Origin of the sequence: Hymenobacter sp. YIM 151858-1 (genome assembly GCF_025979705.1) — a bacterium.
Taxonomy (GTDB): Bacteria; Bacteroidota; Bacteroidia; order Cytophagales; family Hymenobacteraceae; genus Solirubrum.
The window spans coordinates 1825870-1845192 of the sequence record NZ_CP110136.1; the positions used below are offsets into that span (position 1 = coordinate 1825870).

General features: G+C 61.0%; 18 protein-coding genes. 13 read left to right on the forward strand and 5 right to left on the reverse strand.

All coding sequences use genetic code 11. The features are described 5' to 3' along the window. The first annotated feature begins 61 nt into the window (after nt 1–61). The 12 genes from OIS50_RS08165 to OIS50_RS08220 all read left to right on the forward strand — a co-directional run bounded on the left by OIS50_RS08165 (nt 62) and on the right by OIS50_RS08220 (nt 12448). Nucleotides 62–553, forward strand: coding sequence for a hypothetical protein (locus OIS50_RS08165; RefSeq protein ID WP_264693820.1), 492 nt, complete (start codon nt 62–64; stop codon nt 551–553). A gap of 159 nt (nt 554–712) precedes the next feature. Next, entirely contained in the window at nt 713–1447 is a 735-nt protein-coding gene (locus tag OIS50_RS08170; protein WP_264693821.1) for a YebC/PmpR family DNA-binding transcriptional regulator, read from the forward strand. 145 nt (nt 1448–1592) lie between these two features. Then, a complete protein-coding gene (locus tag OIS50_RS08175) occupies nt 1593–2657 on the forward strand; it encodes a proline iminopeptidase-family hydrolase (RefSeq protein WP_264693822.1) in 1065 nt (354 codons plus the stop codon). Nucleotides 2658–2702: 45 nt separating this feature from the next. After that, nucleotides 2703–3128, forward strand: coding sequence for a hypothetical protein (locus OIS50_RS08180; protein ID WP_264693823.1), 426 nt, complete (start codon nt 2703–2705; stop codon nt 3126–3128). A 65-nt stretch (nt 3129–3193) separates the two neighbouring features. Beyond that, entirely contained in the window at nt 3194–3550 is a 357-nt protein-coding gene (locus OIS50_RS08185) for a hypothetical protein (protein ID WP_264693824.1), read from the forward strand. A gap of 81 nt (nt 3551–3631) precedes the next feature. Then, nucleotides 3632–4642 (forward strand): 23S rRNA pseudouridine(2604) synthase RluF, encoded by a 1011-nt coding sequence (gene rluF / locus OIS50_RS08190; RefSeq protein WP_264693825.1) that lies wholly within the window; start codon nt 3632–3634, stop codon nt 4640–4642. Nucleotides 4643–4942: 300 nt separating this feature from the next. Then, entirely contained in the window at nt 4943–5950 is a 1008-nt protein-coding gene (gene bioB, locus OIS50_RS08195) for a biotin synthase BioB (protein ID WP_264693826.1), read from the forward strand. 201 nt (nt 5951–6151) lie between these two features. Then, nucleotides 6152–7303 carry an aminotransferase class I/II-fold pyridoxal phosphate-dependent enzyme gene (locus OIS50_RS08200; RefSeq protein ID WP_264693827.1) on the forward strand — a complete coding sequence of 384 codons (1152 nt, stop codon included), beginning with the start codon at nt 6152–6154 and terminating at the stop codon, nt 7301–7303. A gap of 22 nt (nt 7304–7325) precedes the next feature. Next, complete coding sequence (gene bioD / locus OIS50_RS08205; protein ID WP_264693828.1) at nt 7326–7931, forward strand: dethiobiotin synthase; 606 nt, start codon at nt 7326–7328, stop codon at nt 7929–7931. A gap of 179 nt (nt 7932–8110) precedes the next feature. After that, the gene (bioA, locus tag OIS50_RS08210) at nt 8111–9439 is read left to right on the forward strand and encodes an adenosylmethionine--8-amino-7-oxononanoate transaminase (RefSeq protein ID WP_264693829.1); all 1329 of its coding nucleotides are present in this window, start codon (nt 8111–8113) and stop codon (nt 9437–9439) included. Beyond that, nucleotides 9432–10673 (forward strand): beta-ketoacyl synthase N-terminal-like domain-containing protein, encoded by a 1242-nt coding sequence (locus OIS50_RS08215; protein ID WP_264693830.1) that lies wholly within the window; start codon nt 9432–9434, stop codon nt 10671–10673. Before bioA ends, OIS50_RS08215 begins: the two co-directional genes overlap by 8 nt. Nucleotides 10674–11089: 416 nt before the next feature. Continuing rightward, a complete protein-coding gene (locus tag OIS50_RS08220; protein ID WP_264693831.1) occupies nt 11090–12448 on the forward strand; it encodes a M28 family peptidase in 1359 nt (452 codons plus the stop codon). Between the two features lie 145 nt (nt 12449–12593). Here OIS50_RS08220 and OIS50_RS08225 read toward each other — a convergent pair whose 3' ends face one another. Together OIS50_RS08225 and OIS50_RS08230 are read right to left on the reverse strand one after the other, a co-directional pair. Further along, nucleotides 12594–13127 carry a hypothetical protein gene (locus tag OIS50_RS08225; RefSeq protein ID WP_264693832.1) on the reverse strand — a complete coding sequence of 178 codons (534 nt, stop codon included), beginning with the start codon at nt 13125–13127 and terminating at the stop codon, nt 12594–12596. A gap of 73 nt (nt 13128–13200) precedes the next feature. Further along, complete coding sequence (locus OIS50_RS08230) at nt 13201–13629, reverse strand: hypothetical protein (RefSeq protein ID WP_264693833.1); 429 nt, start codon at nt 13627–13629, stop codon at nt 13201–13203. A gap of 281 nt (nt 13630–13910) precedes the next feature. Between OIS50_RS08230 and OIS50_RS08235 the strand changes: the two genes are divergently transcribed. Then, nucleotides 13911–16022: a glycoside hydrolase family 97 protein gene (locus OIS50_RS08235; RefSeq protein ID WP_264693834.1), complete on the forward strand. Its 2112-nt coding sequence runs from the start codon at nt 13911–13913 to the stop codon at nt 16020–16022. A gap of 142 nt (nt 16023–16164) precedes the next feature. On the opposite strand, the gene hmpA is transcribed toward OIS50_RS08235, so the two are convergent. From hmpA to OIS50_RS08250, 3 genes are all read right to left on the reverse strand, one after another. Continuing rightward, nucleotides 16165–17373, reverse strand: coding sequence for an NO-inducible flavohemoprotein (gene hmpA / locus OIS50_RS08240; RefSeq protein WP_264693835.1), 1209 nt, complete (start codon nt 17371–17373; stop codon nt 16165–16167). A gap of 52 nt (nt 17374–17425) precedes the next feature. After that, nucleotides 17426–17875 (reverse strand): RrF2 family transcriptional regulator, encoded by a 450-nt coding sequence (locus OIS50_RS08245; protein ID WP_319805327.1) that lies wholly within the window; start codon nt 17873–17875, stop codon nt 17426–17428. A gap of 232 nt (nt 17876–18107) precedes the next feature. Further along, nucleotides 18108–18971: a DUF2911 domain-containing protein gene (locus OIS50_RS08250; protein WP_264693836.1), complete on the reverse strand. Its 864-nt coding sequence runs from the start codon at nt 18969–18971 to the stop codon at nt 18108–18110. Nucleotides 18972–19323 lie beyond the last annotated feature (352 nt).

Sequence of the window (19323 nt, forward strand, 5' to 3'; positions counted from 1 at the left end):
CTATCAGCCAATAGCTAACAGCCGACAACTGACAACCGAACGCCATGCTTACCTTCGTTGCATGGCCTTTTCATTTATCCGAACCACTACTGCTTTGCTCGGCTGCCTGGCGGGTACGCCGTTGGTAGCCGCCGCGCAGCAGCCCGGCGCCAAGCCCGCCACGCCGCCTACTTCGGTGGGCATGGCGCAGTTGCCGAGCTCGTTTTTTGGCACGTACACCTACCGCTCCTACACGGTGCACTCGTCGGGCGAGGAGCCGGTGCAGGCCAATGGCGTGGGCGGCACCCTCAAGCTTTTTCCCACGGGCCTGTTCGAAAAGCGCATGCAGCTTACCGGCCCCAACGGCCCGGTTACCTTCAGCCAGCGCGGGCGCTTTACCGTGCGCGGCACCGACATCAGCTTTGCCTACCTCGACGCGCAGCAAACGCCCAAAGCCGACAACGGCACGTTTCGCTACGACGCCAAAAAGCAAACCCTGGAGCTTACCATCAAGGGCTTTCCGGAGGGCAGCAAGGCGGTGTACGTGCTGCAGGCCGCCGGCCCTCTGCGCTAGGCACCCTCCCCTGCCCATGTCCCCGGCCCCGCCCGGCACCTAGGGCTGGGGTTGCCCTGGGCTCGGCTTTCGGCTAACTTGCAGCCCCTTTGGCAGCGGGTACCTAGGCGCCCGCTGCCGAAGCCTTCACTCTTAAGCACTTAGCACAACACTCATACTATGGGACGCGCGTTTGAATTCCGCAAAGGCCGCAAAATGAAGCGCTGGGACCGGATGTCGAAAGACTTTACCCGCATCGGGCGCGAAATCGTGATTGCCGTGAAGGAAGGCGGCGCCAACCCCGATACCAACTCCCGCCTGCGCACGGCCATGCAGAACGCCAAAGGCGTGAACATGCCCAAAGACCGCGTGGAAGCCGCCATCAAGCGCGCCAGCTCGAAGGAAGAAGGCAACTACCAGGAGGTGGTGTACGAGGGCTACGCGCCGCACGGCGTGGCCATTGTGGTTGAAACCGCTACCGACAACCCCACCCGCACCGTGGCCAACGTACGCATGTACTTCAACCGCGGCAACGGCGCCTTGGGCACCGCCGGCTCTTCCGATTTCACCTTCACCCGCAAGGGCGTGTTTAAGCTGGCCGCCGAGGGCCTCGACCGCGACGAGCTGGAGCTGGAGCTAATCGACTTCGGCGCCGACGACATCTACGAAGACTCGGAGGAAGACGAGCACGGCAACGTAAAGCACTTCATCGTGGTGGAAACCGCGTTCAGCGACTTCGGCCAGATGCAAAAAGCCCTGGAGCAGCGCAACCTGAACGTCATCAGCGCTCAGCTGCAACGCATTCCGAATACCACCGTGCACCTGGAAGGCGAACAGCTGGAAGAGGTGATGAACCTGATCGAGAAGTTCGAGGACGACGACGACGTGCAGGCCGTGTACCACACGCTGGGCTAGACCCTGAAGTGGAACTGGTAGCCACGCTGCTACCGATTGTACTGGCTTACGCTGGCAGCGGGCCGCCCACCTTGGGCGGCCCGCTGTGGTTTTATTGCTGCCGGGTGGCTTACTTGAGGCCCACAACTACGCCTTCCCCCTTCCCATGCATCTGAAAACTACCCTCTGGGCGGCCCTGCTGGCCCTAGGTACGTTGGCCTGCCAACAGCAAACCACCGACACCGCAGCGGACACCACAGCTGCTGCGCCGGCCACTTACTTTGCCGGCGACACCACGCGCATCAAAGACGGCGGCGTGCAAATGGTGTCCATCAACACGGCCAAGGGCAAGTTCAACGTCTGGACGAAGCGCTTCGGCAACAACCCGCGCATTAAGTTGCTGCTGCTCAACGGCGGCCCCGGCGCCACGCACGAGTACTTCGAGTGCATGGAGAGCTTCTTGCCGCAAGAGGGCATCGAGTTCATTTACTACGACCAGCTGGGCTGCGGCAACTCCGACAACCCCAAGGACACCGCCATGTGGAGCTTGCCGCGCTACGTGGAGGAAGTGGAGCAGGTGCGCCAGGCCCTGAATCTGAACAAAGACAACTTTTACCTGCTGGGCCACAGCTGGGGCGGCATTCTGGCCGCCGAATACGCCCTCAAGTACCAGCAGAACCTGAAGGGCCTCATCATCTCGAACATGATGATGGACGTGCCCGCCTACGGCCGCTACGCCGACGAGGTGCTGGCCCCGCAGCTGAAACCGGAGGTGCTAAAGGAAATCCGGGCCATCGAGGCCAAAAAGGACTTCCAGAACCCGCGCTACATGGAGCTGCTGTTGCCCAACTTCTACACCGAGCACATCCTGCGCCTGCCGCTCGACCGGTGGCCCGAGCCCGTGAACCGCTCCTTCGCCAAAATGAACCAGTCGTTGTACGTGACGATGCAAGGGCCCAGCGAGTTTGGCGTGGCCGGCAAACTGGTAAACTGGAACCGCGTGCCCGATTTGCCCAAGCTCGCGGTGCCGGTGCTCAGCATCGGCGGCAAGCACGACACCATGGACCCCGAGCACATGCGCATGGTGGCCCGGAAGGTGCAAAACGGCACAGCCCTCATTTGCCCCAACGGCTCGCACATGAGCTTCTACGACGACCAGCAGACGTACATGACCGGCCTGATCAAGTTCCTGAAGGGCGTCGATCAGGGCCAGAAGAAAGTGCAGCTGTAACGCCTTCTATTTCAGTTAACTCATACCTAACCACACCCTTTACCCGTGATTACCAACACCGTTCCGCTTGCTTCTTCCACCACCACCGCGGCCGCGCCGGCGCTGTATTCGGCCAAGGCCATTCGGGTATTTTCGGCGCTGTTTAGCGCAGTAGCCGGTGGCCTGATGATGGCCCATAACTTCCGGCAGGTGGGCCGCCCCGATGCCGCGCGCAAAGCCTTGTGGGGCAGCCTGGCCTACACGGCTTTGGTGCTGCTGCTTGCCACCTTGCTGCCCGAAAACTTCCCCGACGGCGGCAGCATTGGCATAGTTACCGGCCTATCGGGCGGCATGGCCCTCACCAATTACTTCCGGCGCCTGGTGCCCGATGCGGCCAACTACCCCAGCAAAAGCGTGCTCAAGCCGCTGCTCATCTGCTTGCTGATTTTTATCCCGATTCTGTTGCTGGTGGTGCTGCCGGCACTACGCTAACCTACCATACCTAGGGCATGGCCCACGACACCGGGCCGTGCCCTGGGTGCTTCTACCCCATTCTTATGTATAGGAACGCTTTACGACGAGCACCCGCATTTCTGCTGGGAGCTACCCTGCTACTGGGCTGCAAAAAAGAAGAAGTGGCGCCGCAAACCGGCAACCTAGTGATAAGATTCAACAACAGCTCGCTGATTAGCGGCACCACCTGCTACCTATTCACGGAGCAACTGTGGGCTGCGCCGTACGCTGCCAGTGCCTTGCGCGAAGCCAAGGTGCCGGCCGCGGGCAGCACCGCCAACCCCGGCACCGTAAAAATCGGCTTCAACGATCTGAACGCGGGCAATTACGTGTTTGTGGTGGGCAGCAACCGGTGGGCGGTGCAGGTAACGGCGGGCAAAACCAACGAGGTATCCAAATAGCCGCCGCGCCGGCTTCGCGTATCTTTGCGGCCTGCCGGTGCTTCGGCGGGCCGTTTTTTTTGCCTCAACCCCTTAGCTGCTATGGCTACTCGTCTTAACAAATACATTAGCGAAAGCGGCGTTTGCTCGCGCCGCGAAGCCGACCGCTACATCGAAATGGGGCAGGTAACCATCAACGGCAAGCGCGCCAACATCGGCGACCAGGTAAACCGCACCGACCGCGTGATGGTGAACGGCAACCTCATTGAGCCGCGCGCCGAGGAAGACGCCATTTACATTGCGTTCAACAAGCCGCCGGGCATTACCAGCACCACCGAGCGCAGCGTGAAGGACAACATCATCCGCTACATCAAGCACTCGGAGCGCATCTTCCCCATCGGCCGCCTCGACAAAGACTCGCAGGGCCTGATTCTGCTGACCTCCAACGGCGACATCGTCAACAAAATCCTGCGCGCCGGCAACGAGCACGAAAAGGAGTACATCGTGATGGTAGACAAGCCCATTACGGAGCAGTTTCTGGAGGGCATGCGCAAGGGCGTGCCCATGCTGGGTACCGTGACCCGCGAGTGCGAAGTGCGCCGCGAAACCGATTACATTTTCCGCATCATCCTGGTGCAGGGCCTCAACCGCCAGATTCGCCGCATGTGCGAGTTTTTCGGCTACAAAGTGGTGCAGCTGGAGCGCTGGCGCGTGATGAACGTAACGCTGAAAGGCCTGGGCGTGGGCGACTGGCGCGAGCTGACCGAAAAGGAACTGGCCGGCATTTTCGAGGCCATTGAGCACTCCAGCGGTACCGCACCTAAGCGCCGCTCGCGGGCCAAAACCCCGCAGCAAATAGCCAGCGAAGAATGGCTGAGTGAAGCTCCTCGCAAAGCGGCTGCTCCAACCGGCACGGGTAAGCCGGGCTCACGCAAACCCGGAGCATTGCCTACTTACGGCAAAGATGCCCAGGCTAAGGGCCGCCACCGGCCTGGCAGCACCAAGCCCAAGCCTGGCACCGACGGCCCCCGCAAGACTACCAAGCCGGCCACCGGTGGCAAAAGCGGTGGCCGCGGCAGCAAGCCCGGCGGCCGCCACAGCGGCAGCCGGTAGCGCGGCGCCTAGGTCTGCTACGTGTGCCGGCGGCAGGGCAGCACCCGGCATGGTGCTGGCTGCAGCCCCAGTCGGTACACGCCAGGGCCGGCTCCGCCTCCGAGCCAGCAAGCCTTTGGGCCGACCTGACTAGTAGCCCCAGCAGCCCGGTTGTCGGCGGGCTACGCGGCAAAACTGCATTGAAAACCGGCTTCGCGTGTAACTTGCGGCCCACCGCAGCTCCGGCAGCTGCGGTGGGCCGTTTGATTTGCCCCTTACGGCCCTCCTCCGATTGCCCACAACCCCTTCCCACCGACTCATATGCTCCGCACCGACTGGACGCTCGACGAAGTAAAAGCCATTTACTACCAACCCGTACTGGAACTGGTGGCGCAAGCCAGCGCGGTACATAGCCAGCATCAGGCCACCGGCGAAGTGCAGGTGTGCACCCTGCTGAGCGTGAAAACCGGCGGCTGCCCCGAAGACTGCGCCTACTGCCCGCAGGCTGCCCGCTACCACACCGGAGTGCAAGCCCACAAGCTGCTGCCCGACGCCGAGGTACTAGCCGCTGCCCAGCGCGCCAAAGAATCGGGCTCGACGCGCTTCTGCATGGGCGCCGCCTGGCGCGAAGTGCGCGACAACCGCGACTTCGACCGCGTGCTGAACATGGTTTCGCAGGTAAACGACCTAGGGCTGGAAGTGTGCGCCACCCTGGGCATGGTAAACGACTATCAGGCTGAAAAGCTGAAGCAAGCCGGCCTGTACGCCTACAACCACAACCTCGACACGAGCGAAGAAAACTACTCCAACATCATCACCACGCGCACCTACGACGACCGCCTGAACACGCTCGAAAACGTGCGCAAGGCCGGTCTGTCGGTTTGCTCGGGCGGCATCATCGGCCTGGGCGAAACCGACGAAGACCGCGTGAAGATGCTGCACACCCTGGCCACGCTGCCGGCCCACCCCGAGTCGGTGCCGGTGAATGCGCTGGTGCCGGTGAAAGGCACGCCGCTGGCCGAGCAACCCCGCGTGAGCGTGTGGGAAATGCTGCGCATGATCGGCACGGCCCGCATTCTGATGCCGAACACCATGGTACGCCTCTCGGCTGGCCGCCAGGAAATGCCCGTAACGGAGCAGGCCCTGTGCTTCCTGGCCGGTGCCAACTCTATCTTCTCGGGCGAGAAGCTGCTAACCACGCCCAACCCCGACTTCGACGCCGATAAGGAGATGTTCGCCCTCCTGGGTCTGAAGCCGCGCCAGTCGTTCAAGAACCACGTACCCGAAGGCGCTACCGTGCTGGCCAAAGCTGCCACGGTAGAAGCTTAATCAAAAGCATTTAAGCTTAGAGCTACAAGCTAGTTCCCCTCCTCAGATGAGGAGGGGTTAGGGGTGGTTGAAAATCTAGAGTTAAGAACTACATCTATAGGTTGTTCAAACGCCAGAGTCAACCACCCCTAGCCCCTCCTCATCTGAGGAGGGGAACTAGCCTTAGCTTCTGGCCAGTAGCTTTCTCACCAACGCGTATCCATGGCCTCTCCTCTCCTTTCGCGGCTTGCGCAGCAGCTGCAGCAGCGCGAGGCCGAAGGCACCCGCCGCCGCTTGACCTTGCCCGCGCAAGGCTTGGTTGATTTTGCCTCCAACGATTACCTAGGGCTGGCTCGCTCGCCGCAGCTTGCTGCGGCGGTGCGGCAAGCTGCTACCCACGCCACCAACATCGGCAGCACCGGTGCCCGCTTGCTCACGGGCAACTCGGCCGATGCCGAAGCCCTGGAAGCGCGCATTGCCGCCTTTCACGGCACCGAGGCAGCCCTGCTTTTCAACTCGGGATACACCGCCAACCTGGGGTTTTTCTCGGCGGTGCCGCGCCGCGGCGACGTGATTCTGTACGACGAAGCTTCGCACGCCTCCGTCAAGGAAGGCATCCGTAGCTCTTTTGCCACGGCCTACAGCTTCCGGCACAACGACCTAGGTGATTTGCGCCGCCGCTTACGTCAGCAGCCAGGCACCGGCGTGGTATTCGTGGCGGTTGAGGCCGTGTACTCGATGGGCGGCGATGCTGCTCCGCTAACTGGCCTAGCCGCAGCCTGCACCGAATTTGATGCGCAGCTGGTGGTTGATGAAGCCCACAGCGTAGGCGTACACGGCCCCAACGGCGAAGGGTTGGTAACCGAGTTGGGGCTGGATGACAAGGTACTGGCCCGAGTAGTCACCTTCGGCAAAGCGCTGGGCAGCCAAGGCGCCGCCGTAATTGGCCCGGCCGTGCTGCGCGACTACCTCCTGAACTTCAGCCGGCCTTTCATCTACACCACCTCACTGCCGCCGCTCACGCTGGCGGGCCTGGCTGCCGCCTACGAGCATTTGCCGCACCTGGGCGCCGAGCGTCAGCAGTTGTTCGCGCTATCGGCCTACCTGCGGCAACGCTTAGCCGCAGTGCCGGGCGTGCAGGTACCGGCCGAAAGCCAGGTGATTCACCCCATCCGGCTGCCCGATGCCACCCCGGCGCAGGTGCGCGCCCTGGCCCTGGCCGTGCAGCAGGCGGGCTTTGATGTGCGGGCTATTGTGCCGCCTACGGTGCCTGCCGGCCAACAATGCCTGCGCGCCATTGTTCATGCCTACAATACCACTGCCGAAATAGATGCCTTCGCCGACGCCCTCCGCGCCGCTCTCGCCGCTGCCTAGCACCCCTGTTGCTCCCCAACGCTTGTTTGTTACCGGCATCGGTACCGATGTAGGCAAAACCGTTGCCGCCGCCGTACTGGTGCAAGCCCTAGGTGCCGATTACTGGAAGCCCGTGCAAGCCGGTGCCCTCGATTTCACCGACTCCGATACCGTGCGCAGCCTTGTGAGCAATCCGGCTTCGCACTTCCACCCCGAGCGGCACCGCCTGCAAATGCCCGCCTCGCCGCACCGCGCCGCTGCCGCCGAGGGCATCACCATTCAGCTCGACGATTTTCAGCTGCCTGCTACCAGCAACCATTTGGTGGTAGAGGGCGCCGGCGGCCTGCTCGTGCCCCTGGCCCCGGGCCTGCTCGTCGCCGATTTGGTGAAGCACCTAGGGCTGGAGGTGGTGGTGGTGAGCCGGCACTACCTGGGCAGCATCAACCACACGCTGCTTACGCTGGAGGTGCTGCGCCAACGCGGTATTCCGTTGCGCGGCCTCGTGTTCAACGGCGACAGTCAGCTCGATGCACCTTCCGAAGAAGCCATTCTGCACCACACGCCCGCACCGGTGCTTTTCCGCCTGCAGCAAGAGGCGCAGCTCGACGCCGCCGCCGTGGCGCGCTACGCCCAGCAAGTGCAGCTGTAGCGCGAAGTAGCGCGGACTAGTCCGCGTCCCCGGATACATTTCTCCATCGTTCTTGCGATTAGAAGTTACTATCTGAGGACGCGGACTACAACCGAAGGTCGGCGTAGCCAAAGTCCGCGCTACACGCAGTTCCACCGGTTTCCGCGCCATCTTTGCAGCTTCATCACCTGCCCATTTCCATGTCATTAGCCCAACGCGACGCCGCTGTACTCTGGCATCCGTACACCCAAATGCAAACCGCGCCGCTGCCCATTCCGGTGGTGCGCGGCGAAGGTGCCTGGCTGATTGCCGAAGACGGCACGCGGTACCTCGACGCGGTTGCCTCGTGGTGGGTGAACCTGCACGGCCACGCGCACCCGTACATTGCCCGGCGTGTTAGCGAGCAGTTGGCTACCCTGGAGCACGTGATGTTTGCCGGCTTCACGCACCCGGCTGCCGTGGAGCTGGCCGAGGGGCTGCTGCAGATTTTGCCCAGCACCCAAAGCCGGGTTTTTTACTCCGATAACGGCGCGACAGCCGTGGAAGTAGCCATCAAAATGGCTTTGCAGTACTTCCACAACACGGGCCAGCCGGAGCGCCGCACCATCATTGCCTTCCGCGACTCCTACCACGGCGACACCTTTGGCGCCATGAGCGTGAGTGCGCGCTCGGCCTTCACGGCCCCGTTTGCCCCGCTGCTGTTCAACGTGGAGTTTATCGACGTGCCCGTGCGCGGCCGCGAAGCCGAGGTAATGGCCCAAATGGCCTCCATCGCCCAGCGCCACGACGTAGCTGCGTTCATCTTCGAGCCGCTGGTGCTCGGCACGGCCGGCATGGTGATGTACGAGCCCGAAGCCCTCGACGCGCTGCTGAGCATTTGCCGCCGCCACGACATCTTCATCATCGCCGATGAAGTAATGACCGGCTTTGGCCGCACCGGCCGGCTGTTCGCCTCCGACCACCTGCGCGAGCAGCCCGATATCATGTGCTTGTCGAAGGGCCTGACGGGCGGCACCATGGCCCTAGGTGTAACTACCTGCTCGGCCGCTATCTACGAAGCCTTCCTGAGCAGCGACCGAACGAAGACGTTCTTCCACGGGCACTCCTACACGGCCAACCCGGTAGCCTGCACCGCTGGCCTGGCCAGTCTCGATTTGCTGCTGGCGCCCGAGTCGTTTGCCGACCGCGAGCGGATTGCCGCCGCCCACGCGCAGTTTGCCAAGGCGCTGCACGGCTTGCCCGGCATACGGCAGGTGCGGCAGCTCGGCACCATTCTGGCCGTGGAGTATGCCCCCGACGAAGCCACTTCGTACTTCAGCCGCCTGCGCGACGAGTTTTACGCCTTGGCCATTTCGCGCGGCGTGCTGCTCCGTCCGCTCGGCAACATCGTGTATGTGCTGCCGCCCTACTGCATCAGCAACGACGAGCTGCGCCTGGTGTACGATACCCTGCTGGCCATGCGCGAGTTGGTACTGCGCGCCGCTACCGAAACCACGCCTGCCTCCGTTCCCGAATTTCCGCATGACTGATTTCGCCCGTGCTGCCATCATAATCCGTGGCCGCGGCAGCGTTTCGGCCCTGGGTACGGCAGCGGGTGCGCCCTACTCGGCAGGCTCCCCGTTTTCAGCCCGTGCCCTAGGTGCGCAGCCAGTACCCGTGGGCAGCATACCCGCGGCCGAGGAGGAGTTGCTTCAGGCCCTGCGCCGGCAGCAACCCGCTTTCCGTCAGCTCGACCGCACCGTTCTGCTCGGGTTGTTGGCCGCCCGCGCTGCCCGCACGCAAGCCGGCTGGATTTCGGCTGATGCATTATCAGGCAACTCAACCACCGATCAGCACGCCGCTCAACTCACGGTAAGCATTGGCTCGTCGCGCGGCGCTACGGGCCGATTCGAAGAGTTTCACAACAGCTACCTAACCGAGGGCAGCGTGCCCGCCGCGGCCTCGCCCCTCACTACCTTGGGCAACGTTGCCAGCTGGGTTGCTTTTGATGCCGGCAGCCAGGGCGCCGCGCTCAGCCACTCCAGCACCTGCAGCAGCGCGTTTCAGGCCCTTGGCAACGCGGTGGCCTGGCTGCGGGCAGGCATGGCGCAGCACTTTTTGGCCGGCGGCACCGAGGCCCCGCTCACCAATTTCACGCTGGCCCAAATGCAGGCCCTAGGTATCTACTCGCCCTTCGGGGCCGAGGAGTGGCCCTGCCGCCCCGGCGCCGGCACCCCCAACACCTTCGTGCTGGGCGAAGGCGCCGCCGTTTTCGCCCTCGAACGCCTCAGCCCCGAAGCCCTGCAGGCCGAACGCGCGCAACGCCCCAACGCGCCGCTGCTTGTGCTCGAAGGCGTAGGTTTTGGTTTCGAGGCCATACCCAGCAAAACCGGCCTTTCGCCCGATGGGCAGCATTTTCAGCGGGCCATGCGCGGGGCCCTGCAGCAAGCCAACTGCCAGCCCAACGAGGTAGATGCCCTGGTGCTGCATAGCCCTGGCACCGCCGCCGGCGACGCGGCCGAGCGCCGGGCCGTGCAGGCCATATTCGGCGAGCAGTTGCCGGCGTGCACCTCCAACAAATGGCTGGTGGGCCATACCCTGGGTGCATCCGCTGCGCTTAGCCTCCACTTCGCCTGCGAGCTGCTGCTGGGCGCTGCGCCTGCTGCATTGCCCTTCGCCTCGTGGCTGAATGAGCATCCCGCGCACAAACCGCTGCGCCGCATCATGGTAAACGCGGCCGGTTTCGGCGGCAACGCCGCCAGCGCCATCGTTTCGCTCGCCTAATCCGCCTGCAGCCCTAGGTGCCCGCGTCGTTCGGCAACCCCCACACCTCAGGTGCCAGCCGGCCTTTCGAGGCTCTCCATCTAGGGCACGTAGCGCGGAAATCCGTTCCGCGACGCGCCAACAGCGCGTAGGTGGCTCTGCACAACAGCACCTTTCGGCGCAGTGCCGGATACGCGCCTTCGGGGCGCTTCGCGGAACGGATTTCCGCGCTACACTGGGAGCGGCGGCGAAGGCGCGAGCCGCAGCCGCCGCTCCCAGTGTAGCGCGGAATCGTTGCTGACGTCTGGCTCCCCCTCTCCCTTTGGAGAGGGGGCCGGGGGGCGAGGTTCCGCAAGCCCCCCTATTTCCGCCCTCCACAGCACAAATCTTCCGCCGCTGGCGTAAGTTAGGCTCCCCATTTCTCCTATCGCTCCGCCATGAAATTCCCGCTGCTGGCTTCCGCCGCGTTCCTGTTCCCGCTGGCCCTGTTTGCGCAAGCCCCCGCCACCCCGCCCACCGACGCCGAAATCCAGAAAATGGTAGCCGAAATTTCGGCCGACCGCCTCAAGGACGACGTGTACAAAATGGTGTCGTTTGGCACGCGCCACACCCTCTCCGATACCAAAAGCAAAAAGCGCGGTATCGGTGCTGCGCGGCGTTGGGTCGAGGATGAATTCAAGAAGTACAGCAAGGCCAGCGGCGGCCGCCTGAAGGTGGAGCAAGACACCTTTACGGTGAAGCCCGACGGCCGCCGCGTCGACGTGAAAACCCTGATGGCCAACGTAATGGCCACCCTGCCCGGCACCGACCCCAACGACAACCGCGTGTTTATCGTGAGCGGCCACCTCGACTCGCGCGTAACCGACGTGATGAACCGCACCGCCGATGCCCCCGGCGCCAACGACGATGCTTCGGGCGTAGCCGTGGTGATGGAAATGGCCCGCGTGATGAGCAGCCGTAAATTCCCGTGCACGCTCGTTTTCGTGGCTGTGCAGGGCGAAGAGCAGAGCCTGGTTGGCTCGGGCTACTTGGCCCGCAAAGCCAAGGCCAACAACTGGAACATCGTGGGCATGCTCAACAACGACATTGTGGGTAACTCGCACGGCCACGACCCCGACTTGCACCAGCCCAACCTGGTGCGTGTGTTCAGCGAAGGCGTGCCCGCCAACGAAACGCCCGAACAGGCCCAGCTGCGCCGCCAGCTTTCCTCCGAAAACGACTCGCCCTCGCGCCAGCTGGCCCGCTACGCCAAGCAAGCCGGCGAGCAGTACGTAGCCGGCCACACCGTAGCACTGGAGTACCGCCCCGACCGCTTCCTGCGTGGCGGCGACCACACGCCCTTTAACCAGCAAGGTTACGCCGCGGTGCGCTTCTCCGAGATGAACGAGGACTTCACGCACCAGCACCAAGACCTGCGGACTGAGAACGGCCGCCAGTACGGCGACCTACCCGAGTTTGTGGATTATGAGTACCTGCGCAAAAACACCGGCGTAAACCTGGCCACCATGGCTAGCCTGGCCCTGGCTCCTGCCGCCCCGCAAAACGTAGGCGTACTCACGGCCAACCTCACCAACCGCACCGAGCTAAAGTGGGATGCCCCCGCTACCGGCCGCAAGCCTGCCGGCTACATGGTGCTGATGCGCGAAACCTCCTCGCCCGTGTGGCAGCAGCGCTTCCCCGTGCAAGGCACCACCGCCGACCTGCCCCACAGCAAGGATAACTTCATCTTCGGCGTTGCGTCGGTGGATGAGCAAGGTCACGAAAGCCTGCCGGTAATTCCGAAGCCAGTGCGGTAATACGTTTCTACCTTTTGAAACTAAAGGACTTCAGAATTCTGAAGTCCTTTAGTTTTTCCATTTGCAATTGCTAACTCGACATGAGCTCTCTCACAACAGCGTTTGTCAACTTACCTTATTGAAATGCTGAAGTAGCTACAAAGATTTATTTGAGACAATCGTATTGACTAATCCTTACCCTAAACAAAACGATATCTTTAGCAGATACATTATCAGGAGTATGTATGAGATATGATGTACTATCGTATGTATCTTTAGAAATTAGATACAAATATTTTCTGCCATCCGTATTTAGAATAAGCTTCTTTGTAGTTTTTTCATCAGGGCTGTACCTACCCCTGACTTCTTCTTTGAGAAGTAGTTGAGCAAAGAACTGTGAAGGCATTTGAACATCTACCCCATCAATTGAAACAAACCTATTCGACGATTTTATAGATTTAACAGCAGAAAAAAAGCGCCTCTCTAAACTAAATTCTAGAACACTTTCGAAAGATTTGTGCACAAATAGAAGCACTACAAAACTTATAACACTTACCCAAAATATCTTTGAATGAAAGACATATTCTCTATTGTCTTCATTTCTTGCTGCAGCCAAGCAAGCCATGACAACAAAAAATGTTATAACCATTATTAATGCAACTACCCCATCCACATATTGATAATAAAATTGCATAACCATGTTATTTCCAGTAATAAACTACCAAATTATAAATACCAATTTTGAGTGATAATATTGATCCTTACGGTAGTGGTTATTTCTTCTTCAACTCTTCTTCCGTGCAGAACCTATAGACATAGAACTCCTCAGAAGCACCGGATACCGTAAGTATTATACGTGTGCCGTCTACTGCCTTCTTCTTATTCATGCTGTTGCCGTTGGCATCCAGAGCGCACGAGAATGATGGGCCTTTAGCATTGCGTTCTTCTGATAGCCAAGCTTTTAGGTCAAAGGCATTGAAGTCCTTAACAGAACGGAAAGCCTTCCCTCCCCAACACATTGATCCAGTAGCAATAAACACCGAGACACGAGCTGAATCGGTAAGAGCTGGTGGCAAAGTGATTGTCTTGAAGGTGGCTAGCGGTACACATTGTTTCATGTCCAGAGGCTTGCCATTTACCAGCAACGGGCGCGGCTGCGGTTTCGCTTGGCCATACGCAGGCAACTCAATAACTAAGGCCAAGGCAGTAACGCCTACGAAAAGTTGAAATACTCGGTGCCAGCCCATATTGAAGAGGCGATGAATAAGGGGATATGCAGCTAGTTTACCGGGCCAGCATAAGGCGCAAAAATAACTCCTTTAGCACCGCTTATGGTAGTTGATTGCCCTGACTCGAGAAGTACAAACTCACTTAAGCTTTAACTGATCATCCAAGGCCTCCCCCGCTGGCCTCAAGTTCCCGATATATTTTCGTCGGCGTACGAAAGCAGTGTCGAAAGATAGCCTTGTTACCTTGCGGCACTATGATCCGTGCTGCCCTCGCCATTGCTGCCGCGCTGCTTGCCTCCGGGCCTGCGCTAGCGCAAACTGTTCACTCTCCTACTAATAAGCTCGCGCTCGACTTTCGCCTGAGCCCCGAAGGCGAGCCGCTGTACCAGCTCAGCTTTGGGCCGAAGCAAGTGCTGAAAACCAGCCGCCTAGGTGTGTTGCTGCAGGGGCAGCCCGGGTTCGACAAAGGCCTAACGGTAATCAAAGTCGATTCGGCGCAGGCCGATGAAACTTGGGCCCCGGTGTGGGGCGAGGTAAAGCAGATACGCAACCGCTACAAAGAGCTGCTGGTAACGCTGCAGCAGCCCGGTGCCGAGAAGCGCCAGATGCAGGTGCGTTTCCGGTTGTTTGATGACGGCTTGGGCTTCCGGTACGAGTGGCCGCAACAGCCCAACCTGCAGTACTTCGTGGTGCAGCAAGAGCGCACCGAGTTCAACCTGCCCGCCAACCACAAAGCCTTCTGGATACCTGGCGACTACGACTCGAACGAGTACGCCTACCAGACTACCCGCGTGAGCGAGGTGAACACGCTGCCCATCACGCCCATTCAGCTGAAAGCCTCGCCCACCACGGTGCAAACGCCTTTGATGCTGAAATCGGACGAGGGGCTGTACGTGAACATCCACGAAGCAGCTTTGGTGAACTACCCGGCCATGATGCTGAACGTAGACCCCAAAACCTACACCCTAGGTGCGCAGTTGGTGCCTTCGGCCACGGGGGCGGCGGCCTACCTGCAAACGCCCGAGCACACGCCTTGGCGCACCATTGTGGTGAGCAACAAAGCCGCTGATGTACTGGCTTCGAAACTTATCCTGAACCTGAACGAGCCTACCAAGCTGCAGGATGTAAGCTGGATTAAGCCGCAGAAATTCGTGGGCGTGTGGTGGGAAATGCACGTCAACAAAGCTTCCTGGAACTACTCCGACACGGGCAACCTGAAGCTGGCCACCACCGATTGGAACGCGTTGAAGCCCAATGGCCGGCACGGCGCCAACACCGCCAACGTAAAGCGCTACATCGACTTCGCGGCCAAGCACGGAATTGAGGGTGTGCTGGTGGAAGGCTGGAACGTAGGCTGGGAAGACTGGGCCGGCAACTGGAAGGAGGAGGTATTCGATTTCGTGACGCCTTACCCCGATTTTGACGTGCAGGAGCTGCAGCGCTACGCCACGGGCAAGGGGGTGAAGCTGATTATGCACCACGAAACTTCGGGCTCGGTAACCAACTACGAGCGTCGCCAGGACGAAGCCCTGCGCTTCATGAAAGACCACGGCTACGACGCCGTAAAAACCGGCTACGTGGGCCGCATCATCCCGCGCGGCGAGCACCACGACGGCCAGTGGATGGTGAACCACTACAACCGCACCGCCGAGCGCATGGCCCAGCGCCGCATTATGGTGGACATGCACGAATCGGTGCGGCCCACCGGCCTGCACCGCACCTACCCCAACTGGCTGGCCAACGAGGCCGCGCGCGGCAACGAGTTCAACGCCTGGAGCGAGGGCAACCCGCCCGAGCACGAAACCATTCTGCCCTTCACGCGCCTGATGGGCGGCCCCATGGACTACACGCCCGGCATCTTTCAGATTAAGCTGGAAAGCTGGAACCCCGAGCGCAACAAAGGCCGCCAGGTACACACCACCCTCGCTAAGCAGTTGGCCCTGTACGTAACCATGTACTCGCCGCTGCAAATGGCCGCCGACCTGCCCGAAGCCTACGAGCAGCGCCTCGATGCCTTTCAGTTCATCAAGGATGTGTCCGTGGATTGGGACGATACCCGCGTGCTGCAAGCCGAGCCCGGCGACTACCTCACCATCGCGCGCCAGGCCAAGGGCCGCAACGAGTGGTTCCTAGGCGCCATTACCGACGAGCAAGCCCGTAATCAGCAAGTTAAGCTCGATTTCCTTTCGCCCAATACCACCTACGAGGCCACCATTTACGCCGATGGCAAAGGCGCCCATTGGGAGAAGAACCCGATGGTGTACCAAATCCGGAAGCTGAAAGTGAACAGCAAATCGGTGCTGAAGCTGCAGTTGGCCGCTGGCGGCGGCGCGGCCGTGAGCATCAAGCCTCTGGCCACGAAGTAGCCCCCGGCAGCTGCGCCACTCACCGGGAGCCTAACCCATAACTTACCCATACCCAAGGAGCCGGCCTACGGCCCCCAACGCCTATACCGGCGTTGGGGGCCGTAGGCCGGCTCCTTGGTGGCAGAGCAAAAACAACCTAGGGCTACACGCTCAGCGTAGCCGGCCCGAACTCCTCGAAGTGAATGGCCTCGCGCGGCACGCCCAGCGCGGCCAGGTCCTGCACCTGCTTGCGAATAAAGGGTGCCGGGCCGCACACGTAATAGTCGGCATTTGGCATCAGGGTGCCGCCGTTCAGCTTGGTCAGGTCCACGATGCCGGTGTAATGGCCCTCCTGCCCTTCGAGGCCCGGAGCCGGCGCGTCGTAAAACACGTGCTGCTGCACCTGCTCGTGGCGGGCGGCCAGTTGGGCCACCGGCTCGCGGAAGGCGTGCACCTGCGGGTTGCGGCTGCCGTGCACCCACACCACCTCGCGCTTGCTGCCCGTATTCACCAGGTAGTCGAGCATGCTGAGCAGGGGCGTTTGGCCCACGCCACCACTTACCAGCACCACCGGCGTCGATTTGCTGATGTCCAGGGTGAAGTCGCCGGCGGGTGCGGCCAGCTCCACCAAACCGCCCTCGGCCACGAAATCGTGGAGGCGGTTGCTGATCATGCCGTCGGGGTGCTGGCTACCGGCTTCCTTCTTCACCGATATGCGGTAGTACTCGCCGTTGGGGGCGCTGGACAGGCTGTATTGGCGCGGCTGAAACAAATTCAGCTCGGGCAGAAACAGGCGCAGGCTCACGTATTGGCCGGGCAGGTAGTCGGCTACTTTGCCGCCGTCGGTTGGGTAGAGGTAAAACGAGGTAATCTCCGCCGATTCGGCCACTTTGCGCTTTACGCTGAAGGGGCGCCAGCCCGTCCAGCCGCCTTGCTGATTGGCGGCGTGTTGGTACAGGTTGCTTTCCACGCCGCTCATCAGGCGAGCCAGCTCGCCGTAGGCCGTGGCCCAGGCTTCGAGCAGCGCGGGCGTGGCGGCCTCGCCCAGCACCTCCCCGATGGAGGCAATCAGGTGCCGGCCCACAATGGCGTAGTGCTCGGGCCGGATATCCAGGCTCACGTGCTTGTGGCCGATTTTGGTTACGGCGGGCACCAGCACCGAGGGGTCGTCGATGTTTTCGGCGTAGGCCAGCACAGCCAGGGCCAGGGCCATTTGCTGCTTGCCGTTTTGCTGGTTGCCCATGTTGAAGACGTTCTTCAGCTCGGGGTTGTGCTCGAACATGCGGCGGTAGAAGTGCGTGGTAAGGGCCACGCCGTGTTCGCGGAGGGTGCTTACGGTGGCCGTAACGAGAACTTTCTGGTCGGGGGTCATGTAAAAAATAGTATTACCGGATAAAAATGTCCGGTATTCAAACAAAAAAAGGTCAGCTGTACTGTTTCAAAAAGCCCAGGCCATCGTGCACCTTATCGGCCAGCTCGCCGATGGTGTGGGTGCTAAGCAGCTCGTTCAGCTGGTCGCGGATGGGCAAAAACTGGTAGTGCATGGGGCAAGGCTGCCGGGCCGAGCACTGCGGCAGGCCCAGGGCGCAGCCGTGCAGCATGGCGCCCCCATCGATGGCTACCACCACCTGGCGGAGCGTGACGGTGCGCAGCTGCTCGGGCGTAAGCTCGAAGCCGCCGGAAGGACCTTTTACGGAGGTTACCAACTGAGCGCGCACCAACTGCTGGAGCACCTTGGCGGTAAAGGCCTCGGGCGAGCCGATGGCGGTGGCAATGTCTTTCAGGCCCACGCGGCCGCCGGCACCGGCCGACTGCTGCCCCACGTAAATCGCGGCCCGAATTCCATACTCACATGCCTTTGAAAACATTGCCATCGTGCCACAAAAGTACAACCAACCGGCATAACGGACAAATTTATCCGATATACAGCCCGGGTATTTACTGCCCTACCCAACATAAGCCAGCGCCGGCGCAGCAGTGAGCATGATGCCGGCGGTACGGCCCTAGGTCAGTTTTTCGAAGAAGCCGCAGAGGGTTGCGCAGAAGACGCCAAAGCTCAGCGTCCTCTGCGCAACCCTCTGCGGCTTCTGCGGGCTAAAATCAATTCTACTTGCTCCGCTTCACCTCCTTGAGCAGCTGCTCGTTCAGGCGGGTGTACTCGTCGCGGCTGTGCTCGTTTTTTTCCTGCTTCACGAGGGCCAGCGACTGGCGCACGGCTTCGGCGGCTTCGGCGTTGCGGTTGGCTTTCTGCAGCATTTTGCCCTTCCAGTAGTAGGCGTAGTAGCTGGGCTGCTGCTTAATGGATTCGTCGAGCCAGGCAATGGCTTGGTTGAGGTCTTTGCCGGTGCTGTAGTAATACTGCGCGGCGGCGAAGTACGGCTTCTTGTCCGTCTTCATGGCCTCCTGAATTTGGGCCATGATGCGGGCGTCGGCATCGGCCTCGATGGGCACGCTCACGCGCACTTTGTCCCAGCGCAGGTACAAATCGGCGGCGGCGGGCTGCAGGTTTTCCAGCGTAATGGCAAACGACTCGGCCGAGGTGTTGGAGGTGCGCGGCTTGGCTTTCACGCGTACGAGGTCGAGCTCGGGGCGGTAGTCGTAGGCACCCCACTGCGAGGTGTCCTTGTTCAGGATGATAGTCCACTCCTTGGGGTCGGGAATGGTGAACAGGGCGTAGGTACCGGCCGGCACCACCTGCCCACCAAACTTCACCTCCTCGCCAAACTTGATGCGGGTAGACGAGTTGGCCCCCGTGCGCCACACCTGGCCGTAGGGCTCCAGCTTCCCGAAGATGTCGCGGCCGCGCTTGGAAGGGCGCCCGTACACCAGCTCGATATAGGAAGTCGAGAAATCCTGCCGCATGCGCACGGTAGGGCTCATTACGGGCAGGCGCAGTTGTTGGGCCTGCAGCGGCAGCGAAGCAAGGCCGCACAGGCCGCCGGCCAAAAGAAGCGTACGAAAACGTTTCATGCGTAGGATTGGTGGGAAATCGGGACCGGTAGCAAGGTTTGGGTACTGTCCGGAAAGGCAAAGAAACACAGGCGCGCCAATTCCATAACGAACCAACCCGTGTTGCTCACCTCGTAGGGCTGGCCTGCCAGCCGGAGGCCAACTTACGGCTGCCCGCAATAACCTTGCCTGCGTGCCATTCATTTGCCTTGAGCATGGGTAGGCAGTGCATTGCACGGTTCGCAACAAATTGGGCTTTTGCCGGCACATTCAGCCCCAAAATGCGGCTATGGGTAATTGCCACGGCACTTTTTTGCGGCCGGCGCTGGTATTTCTCCAAATCTGTCCGTACTTGCGCCGCAATCAGCCCTAC